Annotated in this window: 19 protein-coding genes; 8 read left to right on the top strand and 11 right to left on the bottom strand. The window is 33.9% G+C overall.

Annotation, left to right across the window (positions count from 1 at the left end; all coding sequences use genetic code 11):
• Window positions 1-108 precede the first annotated feature (108 nt).
• Window positions 109-738: a DUF4230 domain-containing protein gene (locus GSY47_RS15830; protein WP_179001164.1), complete on the top strand. Its 630-nt coding sequence runs from the start codon at window positions 109-111 to the stop codon at window positions 736-738.
• A gap of 208 nt (window positions 739-946) precedes the next feature.
• On the opposite strand, the gene GSY47_RS15825 is transcribed toward GSY47_RS15830, so the two are convergent.
• The 8 genes from GSY47_RS15825 to GSY47_RS15790 all read right to left on the bottom strand — a co-directional run bounded on the left by GSY47_RS15825 (window position 947) and on the right by GSY47_RS15790 (window position 9,420).
• Entirely contained in the window at window positions 947-2,710 is a 1,764-nt protein-coding gene (locus GSY47_RS15825; protein WP_179001162.1) for an aromatic amino acid hydroxylase, read from the bottom strand.
• 137 nt (window positions 2,711-2,847) lie between these two features.
• A complete protein-coding gene (locus GSY47_RS15820) occupies window positions 2,848-3,291 on the bottom strand; it encodes a hypothetical protein (RefSeq protein WP_179001160.1) in 444 nt (147 codons plus the stop codon).
• 74 nt (window positions 3,292-3,365) lie between these two features.
• Window positions 3,366-3,776, bottom strand: coding sequence for a group III truncated hemoglobin (locus GSY47_RS15815; protein ID WP_179001158.1), 411 nt, complete (start codon window positions 3,774-3,776; stop codon window positions 3,366-3,368).
• Window positions 3,777-3,854: 78 nt separating this feature from the next.
• Window positions 3,855-5,099, bottom strand: a complete 1,245-nt coding sequence (gene ilvA / locus GSY47_RS15810; RefSeq protein ID WP_179001156.1) for a threonine ammonia-lyase IlvA — start codon at window positions 5,097-5,099, stop codon at window positions 3,855-3,857.
• 329 nt (window positions 5,100-5,428) lie between these two features.
• On the bottom strand, window positions 5,429-5,968 hold the full coding sequence (locus tag GSY47_RS15805) for a DUF4136 domain-containing protein (RefSeq protein WP_179001154.1): 540 nt from the start codon (window positions 5,966-5,968) through the stop codon (window positions 5,429-5,431).
• Window positions 5,969-5,991: 23 nt separating this feature from the next.
• Entirely contained in the window at window positions 5,992-7,971 is a 1,980-nt protein-coding gene (locus GSY47_RS15800) for a urocanate hydratase (RefSeq protein ID WP_179001152.1), read from the bottom strand.
• 270 nt (window positions 7,972-8,241) lie between these two features.
• Window positions 8,242-9,219 carry a 2-hydroxyacid dehydrogenase gene (locus tag GSY47_RS15795; RefSeq protein WP_179001150.1) on the bottom strand — a complete coding sequence of 326 codons (978 nt, stop codon included), beginning with the start codon at window positions 9,217-9,219 and terminating at the stop codon, window positions 8,242-8,244.
• Between the two features lie 18 nt (window positions 9,220-9,237).
• The gene (locus GSY47_RS15790) at window positions 9,238-9,420 is read right to left on the bottom strand and encodes a DUF5522 domain-containing protein (RefSeq protein WP_012023986.1); all 183 of its coding nucleotides are present in this window, start codon (window positions 9,418-9,420) and stop codon (window positions 9,238-9,240) included.
• 116 nt (window positions 9,421-9,536) lie between these two features.
• Here GSY47_RS15790 and GSY47_RS15785 point away from each other — a divergent pair, with 116 nt between their 5' ends.
• The 5 genes from GSY47_RS15785 to GSY47_RS15765 all read left to right on the top strand — a co-directional run bounded on the left by GSY47_RS15785 (window position 9,537) and on the right by GSY47_RS15765 (window position 15,668).
• Window positions 9,537-9,872, top strand: a complete 336-nt coding sequence (locus tag GSY47_RS15785; protein ID WP_179001148.1) for a hypothetical protein — start codon at window positions 9,537-9,539, stop codon at window positions 9,870-9,872.
• Window positions 9,869-10,777, top strand: a complete 909-nt coding sequence (locus GSY47_RS15780) for a 1-aminocyclopropane-1-carboxylate deaminase/D-cysteine desulfhydrase (protein ID WP_179001146.1) — start codon at window positions 9,869-9,871, stop codon at window positions 10,775-10,777. Before GSY47_RS15785 ends, GSY47_RS15780 begins: the two co-directional genes overlap by 4 nt.
• A complete protein-coding gene (locus GSY47_RS15775; protein WP_179001144.1) occupies window positions 10,770-11,666 on the top strand; it encodes a glucosaminidase domain-containing protein in 897 nt (298 codons plus the stop codon). The genes GSY47_RS15780 and GSY47_RS15775 overlap by 8 nt, the downstream gene beginning before the upstream one ends.
• A 76-nt stretch (window positions 11,667-11,742) precedes the next feature.
• Window positions 11,743-13,029 (top strand): glutamate-1-semialdehyde 2,1-aminomutase, encoded by a 1,287-nt coding sequence (hemL, locus tag GSY47_RS15770; protein ID WP_179001142.1) that lies wholly within the window; start codon window positions 11,743-11,745, stop codon window positions 13,027-13,029.
• Window positions 13,030-13,193: 164 nt separating this feature from the next.
• Entirely contained in the window at window positions 13,194-15,668 is a 2,475-nt protein-coding gene (locus GSY47_RS15765; protein WP_179001140.1) for a zinc-dependent metalloprotease, read from the top strand.
• Window positions 15,669-15,714: 46 nt separating this feature from the next.
• On the opposite strand, the gene GSY47_RS15760 is transcribed toward GSY47_RS15765, so the two are convergent.
• Complete coding sequence (locus GSY47_RS15760) at window positions 15,715-16,155, bottom strand: hypothetical protein (protein ID WP_179001138.1); 441 nt, start codon at window positions 16,153-16,155, stop codon at window positions 15,715-15,717.
• A 192-nt stretch (window positions 16,156-16,347) separates the two neighbouring features.
• Here GSY47_RS15760 and GSY47_RS15755 point away from each other — a divergent pair, with 192 nt between their 5' ends.
• Together GSY47_RS15755 and GSY47_RS15750 are read left to right on the top strand one after the other, a co-directional pair.
• On the top strand, window positions 16,348-17,349 hold the full coding sequence (locus GSY47_RS15755) for a 2-hydroxyacid dehydrogenase (protein WP_179001136.1): 1,002 nt from the start codon (window positions 16,348-16,350) through the stop codon (window positions 17,347-17,349).
• Between the two features lie 78 nt (window positions 17,350-17,427).
• Entirely contained in the window at window positions 17,428-18,021 is a 594-nt protein-coding gene (locus tag GSY47_RS15750) for a hypothetical protein (protein WP_179001134.1), read from the top strand.
• Window positions 18,022-18,075: 54 nt separating this feature from the next.
• Here the strand turns inward: GSY47_RS15750 and GSY47_RS15745 are convergent, their stop codons facing one another.
• Window positions 18,076-20,886 (bottom strand): VIT domain-containing protein, encoded by a 2,811-nt coding sequence (locus GSY47_RS15745; RefSeq protein WP_179001132.1) that lies wholly within the window; start codon window positions 20,884-20,886, stop codon window positions 18,076-18,078.
• An 84-nt stretch (window positions 20,887-20,970) separates the two neighbouring features.
• Window positions 20,971-22,119, bottom strand: coding sequence for a S1 family peptidase (locus GSY47_RS15740; protein WP_179001130.1), 1,149 nt, complete (start codon window positions 22,117-22,119; stop codon window positions 20,971-20,973).
• Between the last annotated feature and the right edge of the window lie 13 nt (window positions 22,120-22,132).

Raw genomic sequence — 22,132 nt, 5'->3', positions numbered from 1 at the left:
ATTGGTGAAATTCAGTTGTAAGTATCCGCATAGATTACCGAAAATTCGTGAATTCGTGGCGAAAAAAACTAAAAAAAGAAGTAAATTGGTCTAAAATATTTTAGAGGAATGCAAAACTTAATCAAAAGAATTATTGGTATTGGTGTAATCGTTTTAGTCATTGTTTTGGCTTTTAAATACTGCCAGTTTAAAAAAGAGGACGATTCGGATATTCAATACAATACCAATTTAATTCAACAGCAGATTCTTAATGTTGGAAAGTTAGTGGTAACCGAAGGTCATTTTTCGGAAGTGGTTACCTATAAAAACCAACAGAAGTATTTGATGGACATGATTTCTTTTGAAAAGAAAGCGCTTATTGTAGTCAATGCAAACGTAACGGTTGCTTATGATTTGCATCAAATGAAATATGATATTGATGAGAAAAATAAAACCATTACTATTTTAAACATTCCGAAAGAAGAAATTACAATCAACCCGGATATTCAGTTTTATGATGTAGAACAAAGTAAACTGAATCCGTTTACAGGAGACGATTACAATAAAATCAACAAATCGGTAAAGGCGAACTTAGCCAAGAAAATCGAAAAATCAACGCTCAAAACAAACGCCCAAAACAGACTAATTAGTGAATTGTCTAAAATTCTGATTCTGACAAACTCGATGGGCTGGAAGTTGGAATACAACGGAAAAACTATCGAGTCTGAGACTGAGTTAAGTCAGGATTTGAAGCTCTAAGGTCTGCCACAAAGGCGCTAAGCCGCAAAGTTTTTTTATTAAAATAGATCAAATTATTTATTCAATTGCCTCCTGCTTTAGCTGGAGGTATTCATAAGAAATTTAAAAAGGGCTTTAGCCAAATCATGACATTTGGCTAAAGCCCTTTCTGATAGATTTTTGTTTTCCTCCAGCTAAAGCAGGAGGCAATTCAAAATAACTTTGTGTCTTAGCGCCTTTGTGGCAAATTATCAAAAATCAAATCCAATCCACCAGCAATCAAATGTGCAATTTCAGGACGTTTGACTTTCAATTGATCTAAATGAACCAATACTTCCTGTAAAAGCTGTTTCTCTTCAGAATCTTTCAAAAGTTCTGTAATTTCAACAGACAAAAGCCAATCGTTTGAATGATTATTTTTAAGTTTTTCAAAAACAGCTTTCAATTCTGTTTTAGAAGATTTATTATTTCTGATTTCACGAACAGTCGCATATAAATGTTCTAATTCATCACGTTCATCAGTATGTTTTGCTTTGATGGTTTTGGTTGACGGAACTATATTAATCAAATCAAAACTATTAACATCGGCTGGGCCAGAGAAAGCAGAAATGACTTTCTTACCAATTGCCATGTCATAATTACCCCAATCAGGTTGGAATAAAACCGTCTCGCCATGAGTAACCGTGCAGTTTTTAAAACTAATTAAAATGATTTCTCCATGAAGATTTCGAGAACCGGTAATAATTTCACCTTCCACAATAATATTGCCTTCAAATTCCAGTTTTATTTTTTCGCCTTCAACAATGCTGTAAGCCTGTAAATCCTTCGGACTCATATCTTCAATAGCAAGATTAAAGCCTTTTAATTTTCCAATCGGACTTCCAAATCCATGTGGATGTGTTAGAGTTCCGTGTCCTACTAATTCTTTTTCGCGGTAAGCCAAAGCAGTTTTTCCAGTGGTCTGAATATAAACCGGTTTTCCTTCTTCTTCAATTACATTCGTGAAAACTCCTGAAATTTGTAAACCTGTGCTCAATTCAATTGTTCCTAAAGCATTCGATTGAATCAGTTTTTTAATTCCAGAAAGACCTCCAGTACGTAAAGCCATTTTATTAGCAAACTCTTCCAGAATCAAACTTAAATGAGAAAAAGTCGGTGTTACATACAATTGAGGTTGTAATTGCGTAATATCAAAATTCTGATTGGCTGCTGAAATATCATAAGAAATTTTCTTCACATTATCGGTCATGCAGTGTGCGCTTTCACCAATAGAAGAAAGTAGTCCAGCACCATATATTTTAGGATTTTCAACTGTTCCAATTAAGCCGTATTCCACTGTCCACCAATGCAGGTTTCGAATTTGTGCCATTTCAGATAATTCGCCCATATCATTTTGTAAATCGGCAACTGCTTTTTCTGCTTCGTCGATTTTTTCCTGAGGCGTATCTTCGGCTTCTTTTAAAATCGAAAGCAGTCGGATTGCCTCATACATCTGATAATCTTTATGAGAAGAAATTGCTTTACAGCCAATTTCTCCAAAACGTCTTAGATATTCAGCATATTCAGGATTAGCAATAATAGGAGCGTGGCCAGCACCTTCGTGAATAATATCCGGAGCAGGAGTGTATTCAATATGTTCCAACTGTCGAATATCCGAAGCAATTACCAGCACATTATAAGCCTGAAATTCCATAAAAGCATTTGGCGGAATAAATCCATCAACAGCAACGGCAGCCCAGCCAATTTCACTTAGAATTCGGTTCATGCCATACATGCTCGGAATAGAATCAATTTCAATTCCCGTTTTTCGTAAACCTTCCAAATAAGAATGGTGTGCTACTTTAGAAAGATAATCTACATTTTTGCGCATCACATATCGCCAAACTGCTTGATTGATAGGAGAATAATCGCTATAATCTTGAGGTTTGATAAATTGCTGTAAATGTTTAGGCAATCTTTCTAATAACGGATTGGTTTCAATATTTGGATTCATTTCGAAAACGTTGTAGATTAGAATGTAAAATTACGAATTTAGACCGCTATTTTTTGCATTTTATCACAATATTTTTATTCCAAATTAACTTTTATTGCGTTTTTGTAAGTTTAGGGTAAAGTATAGAATTAATGTTTTTAGCAGTCATTATTTTCAAAACTTACTCTTTCCAGTGTTTGTTCGTAGTTTTCGATTTCTTTTTTAGTCATTGAAACCTCTTTTAAATCGATTTTTAACTGCTTTTTAGTATCGGGACTAATCCATAAACCAGCAAAAGTATTTCCAGTTTTCTTTAAAATCAAAACACCGCTGAAACCGTGTTCAACCATAATAAATTCATTTTCAGCTTTTCTGTTCTGTGTAATATCCAGATGAAGCCATTTGTTTGATTTATAGCGGTATATTGCGACATAACTTAAATCAGCTGTACATTGGTTTTCTGTTGCTTTAATATAAAAGGTAACGGGAGTTTTTCCATCAACCGTTCCTTTATATAAATTGGAAAACGGTGCTTGTGATTGTGCTGCTAATTGATTTGTAAATGCAAAACAGATGATAACAAATAAGATTGCTTTTTTCATAACTAAAAATATAGATTTGGGTTTAATTCATTTAGTCAAATATAAAGTTCTGCCTGTTATTTGAAAGAAATTTTTTAAGATTTTTTTGTGGCATCTCTCATTTCATTTTCAGCGTTTCTAAAATACTCAATTTTATGGCTGAACATAAAAGCCATATTTGTAGCACGCATTTTAGCTTCTTCTGTAATTGGCCCAGCAAACTGAGAATCGATTGTCGTATTAAAAATGGCGATCCAGCGGTCAAAATGAGTTTTGTCAACAGGCAATTGTTTGTGCGGCGGAAAAGGTGTTCCAGAATAGGCACGAACATCGAAAAGAATGGTCTGCCAAAAATTATACATTTTTTGCAAATGCGGTTCCCAACGGTCTTGTAGCTTATCGTTAAAAATCGGGCCAATCAAATCGTCTTTTCTAACATTAGCATAAAAGCTGTTAACCATTTGTTGAATGTCTTCTATAGTGGAAATATCTTTTAAATCTGCCATTTTATTTATTCTAAAGTTAAGCTGCAAAAATACGCCATAAGTTTTTTTATTTATTGACAATTATCATTTTGAAAACGATTATCCAATCAATTGCGTAAACAAATCTTGATTATCATTCAAATATTGAAATTCAAATCCGTTTTGTGTCATTTTAAGTTTAATAGGCATGATGTCTTTTTTATTTTTCAATTCTAAACCAACAACAACAGAACCTTTTTCACGACTGTTTTTCTTAGCAAACTGAAAATAAGTGATATCATCATCTGGACCTAAAATATTATTTACGAATTCTTTTAAAGCTCCTGGACGCTGTGGAAACTGAATCATGAAATAATGCATTAATCCTTCATACAATAAAGAACGTTCTTTTATTTCGGCAGTTCTTTCAATATCATTATTGCTTCCGCTTACAATGCAGACTACATTTTTGCCTTTAATTTTATCTTTATAAAAATCCAACGCAGCAATAGTCAAAGCGCCTGCAGGTTCTACAACCATAGCTTCTTCATTATATAATCTTAAAATGGTCGTACAGACTTTTCCTTCGGGAACCAAAATAATATCTTCCAAATTATAACGGCAGATTTCAAAGGTTTTATCGCCAACTTGTTTTACAGCAGCACCATCAACAAATTTGTCAATTGTTTTTAACGGCGTGTTTTTATTTTCTTCAATCGAAGTTTTCATCGAAGGAGCGCCTTTTGGCTCAACTCCGATTATTTTAGTGTTTGGACTTAAATGTCTGAAAACTTCAGATAAACCAGATGCGAGTCCACCACCGCCAATGGGTACAAAAACATAATCGATTGGTTCTTTGCAACTTTCTAGAATTTCCAATCCAACAGTTCCTTGACCTGCAATCACTTTTTCATCATCAAAAGGATGGATAAAGGTTTTATGATTTTTAATAGCATCTGCAGTGGCTGAAGCATAAGCGTCATCAAAAGTATCTCCGGTTAAAACAATTTCAACAAATTTTTTTCCAAACAATTGTACTTGTTTTACTTTTTGTTTTGGAGTGGTTTTTGGCATGTAGATTTTGCCGTTTATTTTAAGAAGATTACAAGAATAAGCAACTCCCTGGGCATGATTTCCAGCACTGGCACAAACAATTCCGCTTGCTTTTTCTTTTTCATTTAACGAAGAAATCTTATTGTAGGCTCCTCTAATTTTATACGACCGCACAATTTGTAAATCTTCTCTTTTTAATAAAATAGTCGATTTGAATTCGTCCGAAAGATTCAAATTTTGGGTTAGAGGAGTAGCTGCAACTACATCTTCAAGCTGCTTTTTTGCATTAAGTACTTCATTAAATAAACTCATGAGAATTTGTTTTTTTTTCGCCACGAATTCACGAATTATTTTTGATAATTTTTGAATATAAGAATTCGTGAATTCGTGGCTGTTTAAAATTGTTTTTAAAATAAAAAACCTCCCAATTGGGAGGTTTCTATAAATTATACTTTACAAACTTATATAACACCTCGCCATTACTGCTGAATTGCAATAATGCTAATAATAGCGATAATAATGTTGTTAAAGTTTTTCATTTTTTAAGCTGATTGAGTAGCAAAAGTATTATTTTTTTTTTGAAAAGTTTACAACTATTTGAATTTTTATAAAAAGCAGCAAACTGAAACTGTGACTGAAAACTATTTTTTAACTGGCGGATATTGAGCCAAAATTTTGCCTACAAATTCAGCAATTCTTTCATCTTTTTTATCGATGTTTCTAGTTAAAGTACCAACTCCCTCACCTTGCCAGATCATTTCTTTCTTTTTAGCATCAATTAAATCAATGTATAAAGTTCCTTCAGTAGAAGTAGAAACTGTGGTTTGATTACCACCGTACATCATCCATGGATTCCAGCCCCAGCCCCAGCCGTAACCCCAGCCAGCACTAAATTGGTTTACATCAACTTGTTCTCTTGATTTTGTAAAGATGTTTACTAACATATCAGGATTATCGCTTTTAGTAAAACCTTTAGCCTGCATTTGATCATCAATAGCGCGAAGAATTCTTCTTTTGTCTAAATCTGATATCTCGACCTTGTCAATTCCGGGCTTAAAGTAAGCGTATGTTTTATAAGGCGCAAAATCGACAGTTTTGTCATAATCAGAATAAACAGTCACAGTGCTGCATGAAGTAAGTATTAATAGCAGCAAAATCGGAATTAACTTAAGTGTTTTCATATTTTTAGGAATTAAATGTTCTATTAATTTAGTAAATTTTCATCAACTATATTCGGTAAAGTTACTTTTAATAAAGGTTCGACTTCCATTGCTCTTTTTATGGCAAAAACAGCACCTTCATTTCGAGCCCAGCTTCGTCTTGAAATTCCGTTGTTAACATCCCAGAAAAGCATTGATGCTAAACGCTTTGAAGCCTCAGTAGAACCATCAAGAACCATACCAAATCCGCCGTTTATAACCTCTCCCCAGCCAACGCCACCGCCGTTGTGAATGGATACCCAGGTTGCTCCTCTAAAACTGTCTCCAATTACGTTATGAATCGCCATATCGGCTGTAAAACGAGAACCGTCATAGATATTTGAAGTTTCTCTGTATGGAGAATCAGTTCCGGAAACGTCATGATGATCACGGCCTAAAACCACTGCGCCGATTTCACCTTTGGCAATAGCCTGATTGAAAGCTTCTGCAATTTTAATTCTTCCTTCGGCATCAGCGTATAAAATTCGGGCTTGTGAACCGACAACCAGTTTATTTTCCTGTGCGCCTTTAATCCATTTAATGTTGTCCTGCATTTGCTGCTGAATTTCATTTGGAGCTGTTTCTGCCATTTTCTCTAAAACTTCGCAGGCAATGGCGTCCGTTTTTAATAAATCTTCCGGTTTTCCAGAAGTACAAACCCAACGGAAAGGACCAAATCCGTAGTCAAAACACATTGGCCCCATAATATCCTGAACATAACTAGGATATTTAAAATCAATATTATTTTCAGCCATTACATCTGCACCAGCGCGTGAAGCTTCTAATAAAAAGGCATTTCCGTAATCAAAAAAGTAAGTTCCTTTTGCAGTGTGTTTGTTTATGGCATCTGCGTGACGGCGTAAACTTTCCTGAACTTTTTCTTTGAATAAATTTGGATTTTCGGCCATCATTTTATTGGCATCTTCAAATGAAATCCCAACTGGATAGTAACCTCCAGCCCAAGGATTATGAAGTGAAGTCTGATCTGAGCCTAAATCAATTTTAATGTTTTCCTGGTCAAAACGTTCCCAAACGTCCACCACATTTCCTAAATAAGCAATCGAAACGGTTTCTTTATTGGCTTTTGCCAAAGCTACTCGGGCCACCAATTCATCAGTCGAAGTTACAACTTCATTAATCCAGCCTTGTTCGTGACGGATTTTGGTGATTTTCGGATTTACTTCGGCGCAGACCGTAATACATCCTGCAATATTTCCGGCTTTTGGCTGTGCCCCGGACATTCCTCCAAGTCCAGAAGTTACGAATAGACTTCCTTCGGGATTTTGTTTTATTTTTCTGAAACCATTCAAAACGGTAATCGTAGTTCCGTGTACAATTCCCTGCGGGCCAATGTACATATAACTTCCCGCTGTCATTTGTCCGTATTGCGAAACTCCCAACGCATTCATTTTTTCCCAATCGTCAGGTTTAGAATAATTCGGTATAACCATTCCGTTTGTAACCACAACTCTTGGGGCTTCTTTGTGAGAAGGGAATAATCCCATCGGATGACCTGAATACATGGTTAAGGTCTGCTCATCTGTCATTTCAGACAAATATTGCATCGTTAATAAATATTGCGCCCAGTTTTGGAAAACAGCTCCATTTCCTCCATACGTAATCAATTCATGCGGATGTTGCGCCACAGTATAATCCAGATTGTTCTGAATCATGTGCATAATTGCTTTGGCCTGCAATGATTTTCCTGGATATTCGTCAATTGGTCTTGCGTACATTCTGTAATCTGGACGAAGACGATACATATAAATACGCCCGTATTTTTCTAGTTCTTCTGAAAATTCAGGAATTAATTCGGCGTGATGTTTTGGATCAAAATAACGTAAGGCATTTTTAAGAGCCAGCTTTTTCTCTTCTGCCGAAAGAATCTCTTTTCTTTTCGGCGCATGATTAATAGCCAGATCGTAGTCCTTTTTTTGAGGTAAGATATTTGGAATTCCTTCTTGTATTTGTTCTTGAAAGGTCATTTTCTTTTAGAGATGCTAAGTTGCTAAGATTCTAAGACGCTAAGGTATTGCGGTTAGATTAACAGCAGATTAATTTTTTGTTTTTTTAATTATGTTATCACATTGTGCCATAATTGTGATAATTGCGTAATAAAAAAACTAAGGATAACGGATATCCGACCTATGATAAGATTTATAAATCGTAATCTTAAATTTTCTTGAACGAATATCCATATATGATATTTTAGATTGTTGATTTCAGATTGGAATTTGGAATTTTAAAATTGGAATTTAAAAATAGACTTCCTCATTAACACAATACGGCATTTTTTTATTTTCAAAAAGCGCTATTATATTTTGTGCAGCACAAACAGCCATTCCGTTTCTTGCTTCATAAGTTGCAGAACCAATATGTGGTAAAACACAACAATTTGACAGAGACAATAACGGATTATCAGACTTCATCGGTTCAGGATTGGTAACATCCAGTCCCGCGCCCCAGATTATATTATTTGTTAAAGCTTCAAATAAGTCATTTTCATTATGAAATTTCCCTCTTGCAGTGTTGATGAAAATCGAATTCGATTTCATTTTAGCAAAAGCATTTTTATTGAAGAGTTCGTTATTTTCTATTGTGTAATTAGCATGAACACTTAAAACGTCACTTTCAGCAAGTAGAGTTTCAAAATCTACTAATTTTGCATCCAATTCTTTTTCTGCATCTTCTTTACGAGAGCGATTGTGGTAAATAATATTCATTCCGAAAGCAGCTTTGCACTTTTGCGCCATTTCAAAACCAATTCTCCCCAAACCGAATACTCCTAATGTCTTTCCATAAAGTTCCTGTCCTAAATTGGCCAATGGATCAAAACTGCCCCAATCGTTATTTAAAATTCTTTTATGATTAAAAAATGATTTTCGGGCAACACTTTGCATCAATAAAAAAGCAACATCCGAAGTGGCTCTGCTTAAAACATCAGGCGTATTTCCAACCGGAATTTTTCTACTGTTTGCTGAAGGAATATGAACCGAATCAAACCCTACAGAAAACAACGCGATTCCTTTTAAATGTGGACATTGCTGAAAAAAATCTTCGTCTAAAAGATTTTGAGTTCCAACACTTAAAAGAGCATCATTTTTCTGACAGATTTTTATAAAATCCTCTTTAGATAATATATTCTCCTTTGGATTTATAGTAAGGTTGATGCCTTTTTCCTGAAGCAATTTTATGCCGGCTTCTGGTATATTTTTATTGATGAAAACGTTCATGTATGTTGTTTTAATTTTTTATGAAGGTTTATTGATTCTTCCTGTTTTTTTATCATATCCGTACGGACAATGACGGCAGCCACTTTTGCAGCAATAGCCTCTTTTTAAATGATGTTTTTCAGTAAAGCATTTATAACCTTCGGGCGTATAGTAAAAATCTTCTCCTTCGATTAATTTATTTTCATTACTTTGCTCTTTCATAAATCTGCTTCGTGTTCTATTTTTCTAAACTTTAAAATCAAAAATATAAATATTTGATTGTGTTTTTATCGAAATCGAACAATTATATAGCTACAAATTTATAAATTTTACAGCCAATGTTTCTGATTGTTGCCAAATATTTAATTCCGAAAGGATATCGAGGAATGGCTGTATTTCCGTTTATAATTGCAAAATATGATTTTGATAAGACGAACGAAGTTTTCGTCAATCATGAAAAAATTCATTTAAGACAACAATTAGAACTTTTAGTAATTCCGTTTTTTGTCTGGTATTTTTTAGAATATTTAATTCGCCTGATTCAATATAAAAATGGAGCATTGGCGTATCGAAATATCAGTTTCGAAAGAGAAGCTTATACTAAAGAAAGAGACTTAAATTATCTGAAAAACCGATCCTTTTTTCAGTTTTTACATTACATCAAATCAAAATGAATCCAGTTTTCAATCAATCTATAAATATTCAATTTCCAAATGATATTTCTTTGACTATAAAGCGTGAAGATTTGATTCATCCTTTTGTTTCAGGAAATAAATTCAGAAAACTGAAATACAATTTACTTCAGGCGAAAGCCGAAAATAAAGATACTTTACTGACTTTTGGTGGCGCTTTTTCCAATCATATTGCAGCTGTAGCTTATGCTGGAAAAGAACAAGGTCTTAAAACTATCGGAATCATTCGCGGAGAGGAACTTCTGGATAAAATACAGGAAAATCCAACCTTAAAATTTGCTCAGGAAAACGGAATGCAATTTGAATTTGTTTCAAGAGAAGAGTATCGATTAAAAAATGAAGAATCTTTTATTGAAAAGCTAAGAAACAAGTTTGGCGATTTTTATTTAGTTCCAGAAGGCGGTACAAATGAACTCGCTGTAAAAGGCTGTGAAGAGATTTTAACCAATGAAGATTCAGGTTTTAATTACGTATGTTGTGCGATTGGAACAGGCGGTACGATTTCGGGATTAATCAATAGTGCATTGCCAAATCAGCAAATTTTAGGCTTTCCGGCGTTAAAAGGTGACTTTTTAAACGATGAAATTCGTATTTTTGCAAAAAAAGATAACTGGAATTTAATTTCTGACTATCATTTTGGAGGTTATGGCAAGATAAATTTAGAGTTAGTTGAATTTATTAATGCTTTTTTTGAAAAAACAAAAGTGCCCTTAGATCCAATTTATACAGGAAAGATGGTTTTTGGCGTTATAGATTTAATCGGCAAAAATTATTTTCCTGCACATTCAAAAATTTTACTCATTCATACTGGTGGATTACAGGGAATTGAAGGAATGAATATAAAGTTGAAGCAGAAGAAATTACCAATACTCAAAACCAATGATTAAAAAAATTGTATTACTTGTCGTAATATTAGTTTTGGCAAGCTGCTCGTCGAGCAAACCTGCTATCGCAACGACTAAAAAAGCGGCTGTACACCAAACAAGAACAGCAGCGGCGAAAAAACCTGTATATGCTAAACCAACAGCTAAATATCCTTCTACCAATAATACAACTGAGGTTATTCAATCTACTTCAAAGACAGTTGTAACAAGTGATTTGATAAATAATTATGTTTTGCAATACAAAGACATTGCAATGGGGAACATGAAAACGTACGGAATTCCAGCGAGTATTATTTTGGCGCAGGGAATTTTGGAATCGGGTGCAGGAAAAGGAGATTTAGCAGTAGATGCTAATAATCATTTTGGAATAAAATGCCATAATGACTGGCTGGGAGAAAGTGTTCGCCACGACGATGACTCGGCTCAGGAATGTTTTAGAAAATATCCTCAGGCATCAGAATCGTATAGAGATCACGCTTTATTTTTGGTTGGAAAAAAACGATATGCCACCTTATTTACTTACGAAAAAGACGATTATAAATCTTGGGCTAAAGGTTTGAGAGCGGCAGGTTACGCTACTGATCCCAAATATCCAGATAAATTAATCAGTTATATTGAGCGATATAATCTGCATCAATATGATTGTCAAGTTACAGGAAGAAACTACGTGCCAATTAATACTTCGACTCCACCAAAAAAATCATCTTATGATGTCGCTTCTGATCCAAAGATCAATATGAATCAATACGATCCGAATTTGTATGAGGTTCAAAAAGGAGATACTTTGTATTCGATTTCAAAAAAATTCAATTTATTGGTTGAGGATTTAAAGCGAAAAAATAATCTGACTGATAATGCGATTTCGATTGGACAGAGGCTTAAGGTTAAGTAATCAGTATTCAATTTTTTAGTGTTCACTCTCAGTTTTCAAACAATCTAAAATCTAATATCAGAAATCTAATATTATAATGTTATATAAAAGAAGTAGTCAGCTTTTTGCTGCAGCAGAAAAAGTAATTCCAGGAGGAGTAAATTCACCAGTAAGAGCATTTAAAGCCGTTGGCGGAACTCCAATTTTTGTAAAAAGTGCCAAAGGTGCTTATTTATATGATGAAGATGGAAATAAATTAATAGATTACATCAACTCTTGGGGGCCAATGGTTTTAGGCCATGCGTATCAGCCCGTTGTAGATGCCGTAATCGAAAAAGCAAAACTGGGAACTTCATTCGGAATGCCTACAGAATTGGAAACAGAAATCGCAGCTTTAGCCGTTTCTATGGTTCCGAATATAGATAAAATACGTTTTGTAAATTCAGGAACAGAAGCTTGTATGAGCGCGATTCGTTTAGCAAGAGGATTTACAAAAAGAGATAAAATTGTAAAATTTGCTGGTTGTTACCACGGACATTCTGATTCATTTTTGATTCAGGCAGGAAGCGGTGCGGTAACTTTTGGTTCGCCAAATAGTCCAGGAGTTACGCAGGGAACTGCAAAAGATACTTTATTGGCAAAATACAATGATTTAGAAAATGTAAAAACATTGGTTGAAGCAAATAAAGGAGAAATTGCAGCAATTATTATCGAAGCTGTTGCTGGAAATATGGGATGTATTCCACCTCAAAAAGGTTTCCTTGAAGGCTTGAGAGAATTATGCACAGCAAACGGAATTTTACTGATTTTTGATGAGGTAATGACAGGTTTTCGTTTGGCTCGTGGCGGCGTTCAGGAATTATATGGAATTGATGCCGATATTGTAACTTTTGGAAAAGTAATTGGAGGTGGACTTCCAGTTGGAGCTTTTGCTGCCCGCGAAGAAATCATGAATTATTTAGCGCCTCTTGGACCAGTTTATCAAGCAGGAACATTATCTGGAAATCCGTTAGCAATGGCTGCCGGATTGGCAATGTTGAAAGCTTTAGATAATGACAGAGAAATTTTTACTCGTTTAGAAGAAAAAACAGCTTATTTAGAAGCGGGAATTGATAGAGTTTTAAAAGCAAATAATGTGGTGTTTACTATTAATAGAGTAGGTTCTATGATTTCGGTTCATTTTGATGCAGATCCAGTTACAGATTTTCAAACTGCTGCAAAAGGAGATAATGAAACATTTAAGAAATTCTTCCACGGATTATTGCAGGAAGGTATTTATATCGCACCATCGGCGTATGAAACTTGGTTTATTACAGATGCTTTGACTTATGAAGATTTAGATTTTACGATTAATGCAATTGATAAAGTTTCGAAAACATTCTAAGATCAATCAAAAATAAATTATAAAGGCTCACTTTAACTAAAAGTTGAGCCTTTTTTATGTCCGATTTTTTTAGTTAATAAAAAGTTAATACAAGAAGAGGCTGTTGTAAAATTGTAAGTAAAATTTATTTTTGTTTGTCAAATAACTACTAAACCAACATTGAAATGAAGAAATTTTTCATTTTATCTACGATAGCTGTTTTTACGCTATTACCTTCACAACAATTTGCTCAAAGCAAAAAGAAAAAAGATCAAAAAGAAGTAACTGCGGCTCCGCCAGAAAAGAAACCAGAATCTTCAATCAAAGATTACAACAAAGTAATTACTAAAGATGCCCTTTCAGACGAAGGACTTTTTACAGTTCATAAAGTTGATAAAAAATACTATTTCGAAATTCCGAATAAATATTTAAACAAAGACATGTTATTAGTAAGCCGACTTGCAAAATTACCTTCTAATCTTGGAGGAGGCTATGTCAATGCAGGTTCTGAAACCAATGAGCAGTTAATTGTCTGGCAGCGTTTTCAGGATAAAATTTTAATTAAATCAAAATCTTATAATTCGGTGGCCAATGATACACTGCCAATTAGCATTTCAGTTAAAGCCAATAATTATGAGCCAACTTTATATGCTTTTGATATTGTTGCCTTCAGTAAAGATTCTGCAAATACAGTTATTGATGTCACTAAATTTTACAGTACAGATGTAAAAGCAATCAGTGGTATTTCAGCAGAAATGCGTGAAACCTACAAAGTAAGAGGTTTAGATGATTCGAGAACTTTTATTACAGCAATGAAAAGTTTTCCAATGAATATCGAAGTAGTTCAAGATATGACTTACAATGCATCTAAGCCTTCAATGTTAGAAGCATCAGAATCAATCAGTATTCAAATGAATCAATCTATGATTTTATTGCCAGAAGTTCCAATGAAACCTAGATTGGCTGATCCTCGTGTAGGATGGTTTACAGTTAGTCAATATGATTACGGAAGCAATGAATTAAAATCGGATTTAAAAACCTACATCACACGTTGGAGATTAGAACCAAAAGATCCGGAAGCGTATAACAGAGGAGAATTGGTAGAACCTATAAAACCAATTGTGTATTACTTAGATCCAGCAACGCCTGAAAAATTAAAAAAATACATTAAACAAGGAATTGAAGAATGGCAGAAACCTTTTGAAACCGCAGGATTTAAAAATGCAATCATCGCAAAAGATGCTCCGACAAAAGAAGAAGATCCTGATTTCAGCCCAGAAGATGTTCGCTATTCTGTGATTCGTTATGTCGCAAGTACAACCCGAAATGCGGTTGGACCAAGTGTTTCTGACCCGAGAACTGGAGAAATTATTGAGAGTGATGTAATTTGGTACCACAATCATTTACGTTCTTACAGAAATAGATATTTATTAGAAACAGGAGCGGCAAATCCTTCAGCACGAACTTTGCAGACCAGCGATGAGGAAATGGGCGAAATGATGCGAATGGTTATTGCTCATGAAGTCGGTCATGCTTTAGGTTTTCCACATAATATGGGAGCAAGCTGTGCCTATGATGTAGAAAGTTACAGAAACGGAGATTTTACCCAGCAAAACGGAATTTCTGCAAGTATAATGGATTATGCTCGTTTCAATTATATTGCACAACCAGAAGATAAAAATATCCGTTTTATACGAAAAATGGGAGCTTATGATCATTATGCTTTAAATTGGGGATACAGAGTAATTCCGACTGCACAATCTCCTGAAGCAGAAGTGCCAACTCTGGATAAATGGATCTTAGAAAAAGCAGGAAACCCGATTTATAAATTTGGAAAACAAAGCAGTGCTTTTGATCCGTCTTCTCAAACAGAAGACATAGGAAATAACTCCATGAAAGCAAGTTCTTATGGACTTAAAAATTTGGAATACGTTGCCGGTCATCTTAGCGAATGGACTAGTACCGCAACTAATAATTACGAAGATTTAGATGAATTATATAAGGAACTTTTAGATTGTTGGAGTCGTTATGTTGGTCATGTGGTAACGAATGTCGGAGGAATCTATGAAAATACCAAAAAGCCAAATCAGGCAGGAAGCGTTTATGAAGTAGTTCCAAAAGTAAAACAAATGGAAGCAATGAACTGGCTTCAGAAAAATGCTTTTGAATCGCCAACTTGGATTGTAAATACTAAAACCTTGCAAAATACAGAGTTTGCAGGTTATACAGAAAAGTTTAGAAACCTTCAAGTGCGACAACTGAATAATTTAATGACTTTAGGAAGAATTGGAAGATTAATGGATAACGAAATTTTAAGCGGAGATAATTACAAAGCTTTAGATTTCTTCAAAGATCTTCGCAAAGGAATTTGGAAAGAATCTGTAGTTGCAGGAAATGTAACGGTTTATCGAAGAAATTTACAGCGTGCCTACATTGACAGAATGGGCTATTTGATGACAGAAGAAATTAAACCAAATGACAGATCATTTGTTTATTACAACACTGGACAATCTGATTTAAGAGCTTTGGTTCGCGGCGAATTAACAACATTAAGAAAATCGCTTGTTACGGCAAAAGCAACAGGGATTAATACGGAAACAAAATATCATTATGAAGATTGTATAAAAAGAATAGATTTGATATTGAATCCTGTAAAGTAAGAAAAACAAAAGAGGCTTTTTTAAGCCTCTTTTTTTATAAACCAAATTAGATTTTATCTTCTCTGCGTTCTTTCATTTTATCCTTCATTTTGTCTTTTCTTTCTTCCTGCAAAGATTTCCATTTTGTGTATTGATCGGCTTTTAAGATTGATTTCATTTTGGCATCATTTGCAGCTACTTCATCTTCCATTTGTTTTTTGAAAGCGGCCTTTTCTGCTGCAGTTGGTTTTGTGTTACTATCTTTTTTCTCTTTTCTCGCTTCTCTAAATTTTTCAGCTTTGGCACTTCTGTCAGCTAGTAGTTGTTTAACCTGAGCTTGCTGGCTGGCATCTAAATTTAATTCTGAAGTTAGTTTTTGAAGCTGTTTCTCATTACGCTGTTCTGGAGTCATTCTTTCTCTGCCTTCGCGTGATGGCTTTTGGTCCATGTCTTGTGCAAAACTTGCTATTCCAACAAATAACATAGCTGCGATAAATAATTTTTTCATATTCAAGTTTTTTTAATTGTTTCTGATTAGACTTTATCAAATTCAATAGGTTTAAAATGAAGATTAGATTTATAATTTATTTAACAGATTGAAAAGTAGTTGATTAATGGTTTTATTTCTGTCGTATTGAAGATATTTTCTTATTTTTAAGGTACAAACAAATTTTAAACTGAGAATTTAATCGAGTCATTTATGAATAAAACAGCTTTTTTTTCGACGCAGCCTTACGATAAAGCATTCTTTAATAAATACAATGCTGACTTTGGCTTTCAGCTAGATTTTTTTGAAACACAATTAAATTCACAGACTGTTGCTTTAATTGAAGAATGCGAAATTGTCTGCGTATTTGTAAATGATATTGTGAACGAAACAGTAATCAAACAATTGGCAGACAAAAATGTAAAAATTATTGCTTTACGCTGTGCTGGTTTTAATAATGTGGATTTAGAAGCAGCAAAAAAACACGATATCAAAGTTTGTCGTGTTCCAGCTTATTCTCCGCAAGCAGTTGCAGAACATGCTATGGCTATGATTTTGACTTTAAATAGAAAAACACACAAAGCCTATAATAGAGTTCGCGAACAAAATTTCTCTTTAAACGGATTATTAGGTTTTGATTTATTTGGAAAAACAATTGGAATTATTGGAACTGGAAATATAGGAAAAGCATTTTCTAAAATAGCATTAGGTTTTGGCTGTAAAGTCTTGGCTTATGATATTGTAGAAAATGAAGAAATGGTCAAAGACGGTGTTTCTTTTGTTGGTTTAGAAGAGATTTTTAAATCGAGTGATATAATTTCATTGCATTGTCCGCTGAACGATCAGACAAAACACCTGATCAATAGAACTTCGCTTTCTTTTATGAAAGAGAACGTAATGATCATTAATACCAGTCGTGGAGGATTAATCGAAACTTCATCAGTTATTGAAGGCTTGAAAGAAGGAAAAATCGGTTATTTAGGAATAGACGTTTACGAACAGGAGGAAAAACTATTTTTTAGAGATTTATCGGCAGATATCATTCAAGATGATGCCATTCAGCGTTTAATGAGTTTTCCGAATGTTTTGGTGACAGCACATCAAGCGTTTTTTACCAATGAAGCTTTAACGCAGATTGCTTTAGTGACTTTTAATAATATAAAGTCATTGTTGGAAAAAAATGATATTGAAAATAAAGCAGCGTTGTTAGTCTAAATTGAAATTGAATTAGATTGGCAAACCCGACAGGTTTTTAAAATCTTTCGGTTTAGAAAATCATTAAATTAACTTATTATGAAAAGTAAAATTTTAATTCTAATCGGAATCGTGGCATTTTATTCCTGTCAAAATAAAGACAATTCAAAAAATATTGTCAAAACGATTGTGCAGGATACTTTATCTAAAACAATAGGAGGAACAGCAGATTTAAGCGATGCTCCACCAAGAGATGATAAAGCAGTTAAACTAATCAGGAAAGAATTAAATATTTTATTAAAAAATGATCTTCCTGCACTGACAAAAGAGGATCGTTACTTTTATTACGAAGAATTTGATTTAAATAACGATAAGAAAAACGAATATTTTGTTGGTTTTTCCAACTCCTATTTCTGCGGAAGCGGAGGCTGTTCGGGATATATTTTGAATAATGACGGAAGTTTGATCAATAAATTCACGGTAACCGATTTTCCAATTTATGTAACTACTTCATCAACTGAAAAATTTTATGATTTGATTTTTGAAAGTGGTGGGAAATTTCATCTTCTAAAAATGAAAAGTGGAAAATATCCTTCGAATCCATCGGTTCACGAAATTGTGAAAGGGGTTCCAAAAGAAAATACAAAAGTTCTAGATATTACGAATAAAAAAAGTGAGAAGTATTCGTTTTAAAAAATAAACCCGACAGGTTTTAAAAACCTGTCGGGTTTGAAATCAGTTAACTTTCTAAAATTCAAATTCTCCAATTAGAATCTTACTGTCGTTTTCACGTTTGTTTTCTTTCTGACTTTGGAAAACAGCTATTTTTCGCTCTTGTCTTCCATCAGAATAATGAAGATATACTTCTGCCATTATGGTCGTTGGGCCAGAAAGAACATTCTGTCTCTCACCAAAAAAGTTAGTTTTAATTTTATATTTCCCTTTGATCGCTTTTTTAAGTAAAAACTGTTCAGGGCCAAAACCTTGAGTGAAATCGTTACTTAATCTTCCTCCAATTTCAGTCGATCTATGAGAGTAAGAACAATCTTCGCCTCTTGGATCTGTAACCCAAAGATCGATATCTGTATTGTCTTTATTCCAGTTAATCACAATTCGAATATCTATAGGAAGATTTGCTTTTAAACGATCATCAACTTTGCTGGCATCAACGTTTTTGTTTTGGCTCAAAATATTATTGATTTCCATGATCAAAATCTCTTCAATACCAGTATCTCTTACAGAAATCTCATCCGTATATTCCTGATAAAGCATAGATTTATAGACATTAAGAGCTTCTTGAGGTTTTTTATTGTCAACCAAAGCCAATGCATAGTCTCTATGACTTTGAGGATCAAACGGTCTCCATTCTAGAATCTTTTGGGTAATCCACAATTCTTTGTCGTAATTACCTCTCTGTTTCAATAGATAAGATATTGTTTTGTATAATTCTTCATTCTCTAAATCAAGTTCGGCTAATGTGCTTAAAACCTTTAAAGAAAGCACCTTGTCTCCTTTTCTGAATAACAGTTTAGAAACATCAAAATAATAAGTTACCTGTTTTTCATATTTAGGACGATTTTCAAGATATTTTTGGTAAATCAATTCGGGAGATTGTAAAGACTGAAAATCCTTCATATACTCTTGAGTGCTTTCTACATCTACTAAAGTTATTTTACCAGTGGATGTTTTTTTATCGCTTGACCTGCTCTCTCTTTCTGCGGAATATACAGCGTTATCGCTAACAACACTTTCTTCTGAAGACAATTTTTGTGACTGCTTAGAAACTGTAGGATATTGTTTTTTTTCTGTAGGTTTAAATTCAGAATTCCACCAGGTTGTTAGTTCACGTGTTTTATCAAAAGCTTTAGACAGCAGATTTTTTCTTTGTTCTAAAATTTGTCTTTTGTTCTGCGAAACGATTTTGTTGTATTCTGACAATAATTCCTGAGGAGGAGTGATGCCGAAACGTACATAATCATTAATGTCGTCTAATACTATTAAACTGGTGTTTTTGCTTACTACTCCAAACTGCTCGCTCAAGTTTCTGATTTCATCGCTGTTTTGAGTCGAATTAAGTTCAAGATCATTAATTTTTCGCTGTGCCCAAAATTGAGCAATAGGCCAATTATCTACTTGTACCGCGTTACTAAAATCTACAGGAACTTCAAATTTCTTATTTCCTACTGAAAAAACAGCAGTAAGTTTACCCAAATTTGAAGATGAGATTCCAAATATATTGACAGGTTCGTTTACAGCAGTTCCAACATTTGGAAACAATTCCTGAGCAGTATTGGTTTCTTTAAAACCTAAAAATAGAATAGGAAGTCTATTGTATGTTTTTAAAGCAGATTGCGTATCTAATTCATTAAGATTGATGAAATTTCCTCCTGATTGTGAAGCCAAAAGTTTCAACAGATTAAAATCAGAAGTTGGCGTGCTTGTAATGCTGTTGATAGGCTTTTTAAATTTTAAAGTTAAATCGCCAAAATTTGAAATTCCGTCAGAAAATAAAAGATATTCATCTATTTGCGGTATTTCTTTTAAAGCACCAAAGTCAGTTCCTCCATCATATTTCAGGTTAAGAATTCTTTCTTTTAATGCACTCCAGTTTCCTCCAGAAACAGTAAATTCTTCTGTTTTTTCGAGAATATTATTTAAAAGGACAAAAGATATTGCAATGTTCTTGTTCTCTAAAAAATAAGCATTAAGAAAGTCCAGTTCTTTTTGATGATCTCTTTTTGATCCACTGAATGAGTTGTCCCAAATAATAGCAATTTTTTGAGATTTTGCTTTTTCTTTTACGGGGAAATTCATCGAAACACTTGCCGCAAAATAAAATTTATTATCAGAAGCTTTTTGAAGCAATACACTTGAAGATTCATTAACTTTTGGAATCGTTATTTTGAGACTTTCATTTGGTGTAAAATTCGCTTTACTGATTTCAGCTATCCATTGATTTCCTTTTTTCTGAAAAGCAAAACTTCCATCTGGATTTTCCGTAATTTTAGGAGTCGTCAGACTTTCATTAATCAATACTTTTAAATTAAATTTTGGAATATTGACAGCATTGGCAAAACTTAAAAAAAACAGATAATCAGTAGCAGTATTTTTTAATTCCTGATTATAAGTAATCTGAATCGTTCTGCTGCCTCTAGCTGGAATAGGGTAGATTCTGGTTCTGAAATTGTTTCCTTCTACTTTTTCAATAATACCAGGATCCACATTTCTTCTTTCAATACTTTCAAATACTTCTTTAGCTCGTTCTTTTGGAACTGGAACAGCATCTCTCAAGTTTCCGTTGATGTCTAAAGCATAACCGCTTACACTTACGCCTTCAGGCAACGGAATAGTAAGTTTTCCTTCTAAAATTCTATCTCCAGAATTGTAAAATATATAAGTTGCAGTTGTTGCCGCAAGATTTCCTAAAATTTTAGTTTCGATTTTTAAATCCTGCAAGGTTACAGAATTCTTTTTCTGGTTTTCGACATCCAGATTTGGAATCTGTGAAAAAACGGCACTAGAAAACAGTAGTGCACAAATAGTAAAAATTTTATTCATGATTAATAAACGTGATTTTTTATTTGGCTATAAACGTAGGAAAATTCATTTGTTTTAAAAAAGTATTTTTGATCTTTTTTTAAATTAAAGAGAATTAATATGTTTAGCCACAATTCCAAAATTGATACCTTGAACCTGATCGACTCCACTGAAATTTACCGCAATCAACTGGCCACATTCATTAAAGACTGGCGCACCGCTGGCACCATGTGTAGAAGTTATGCTGTATTGAATTTTATTGCCGTCTGATTCTTTACTTATCTGACCATTGTAAAGTTGTACTTTTATACCTGAATTGGTTTGTGCCAAATCCATTCCAAGAGGATAGCCTACCATTATCGCTTTCTGACCGGGTGCTAAAGTAGAATCGTTGGCAACAGCATTCTCAAGATCGATTACGTTGCTAACAGTTCCTGGAGTTCTATGATCAGCCAGCTGTAAAATGCCTAAATCAACATTGCTGTCTTCAGATACTTTTTTAACCTCACAATTAAGCCATTCGCTATCAGAATCATGTAGAGCCACTTCAATATCCAAGGTTTTTACAAATACTTCAATTTCATCAATAGAAACATATTCTTTTACTGGAATTGATGCTGCAATATCTGTCGATGATGTATCAGTAGCGGTTTCTGTTTCGTTTGAACTAACAAATTCTTCACCCGCTGACTCAGTAGTTTCCTCACCCGATTCGTCATAATCTCCCTCTTCTTCACCTTCATTATATGAGATGGAAGCATGTGTCCAATTTCTTTCAATAAAGCTTTCATATTCATCTGCAGAAACCTCTTTAGTAAGAATAGAAGCAATCTTCATTCTTAGATTTCGCATAGTAGCATTTACTTTAGCGCTTTCTTCATCTGATGAAGACCATGGCTCTAAAACATGTCTATTGGTTATCATGTCTCCGTTTGTGTCTACAAAAAAGCCTGTTCCGTAAATGGTCTCTTCCTTAGCATCTTCAGAAGTAAGCTGAAATTCTTTCCCGTTAATTTTAGCAAAATAGCCATATCTATGTTTTATAAGTACAACTGCGTCTTTATAAGCATCGTAGATTTTGGTATCTGTGCCTAAACAAACAGCTTCAGGTTTAGGTTTTAGATATTTAAATCCTAAAAATCCTGCTGCTGCGAGAAAGATAATACCAATGATTACAAATTTGTAGCGATTGCTTTTTTTCTTGTTTGTTGCTGATGCCAAGTCTTCGTTTGGGGCGATTTTTCTAATTTTCATTTAGAGTATTGGT

This window comes from Flavobacterium quisquiliarum (assembly GCF_019308285.1).
GTDB lineage: Bacteria > Bacteroidota > Bacteroidia > Flavobacteriales > Flavobacteriaceae > Flavobacterium > Flavobacterium quisquiliarum.
The sequence above is the reverse complement of the archived record's forward strand: the minus strand, read 5'-3'. Positions and strand labels throughout refer to the sequence as shown.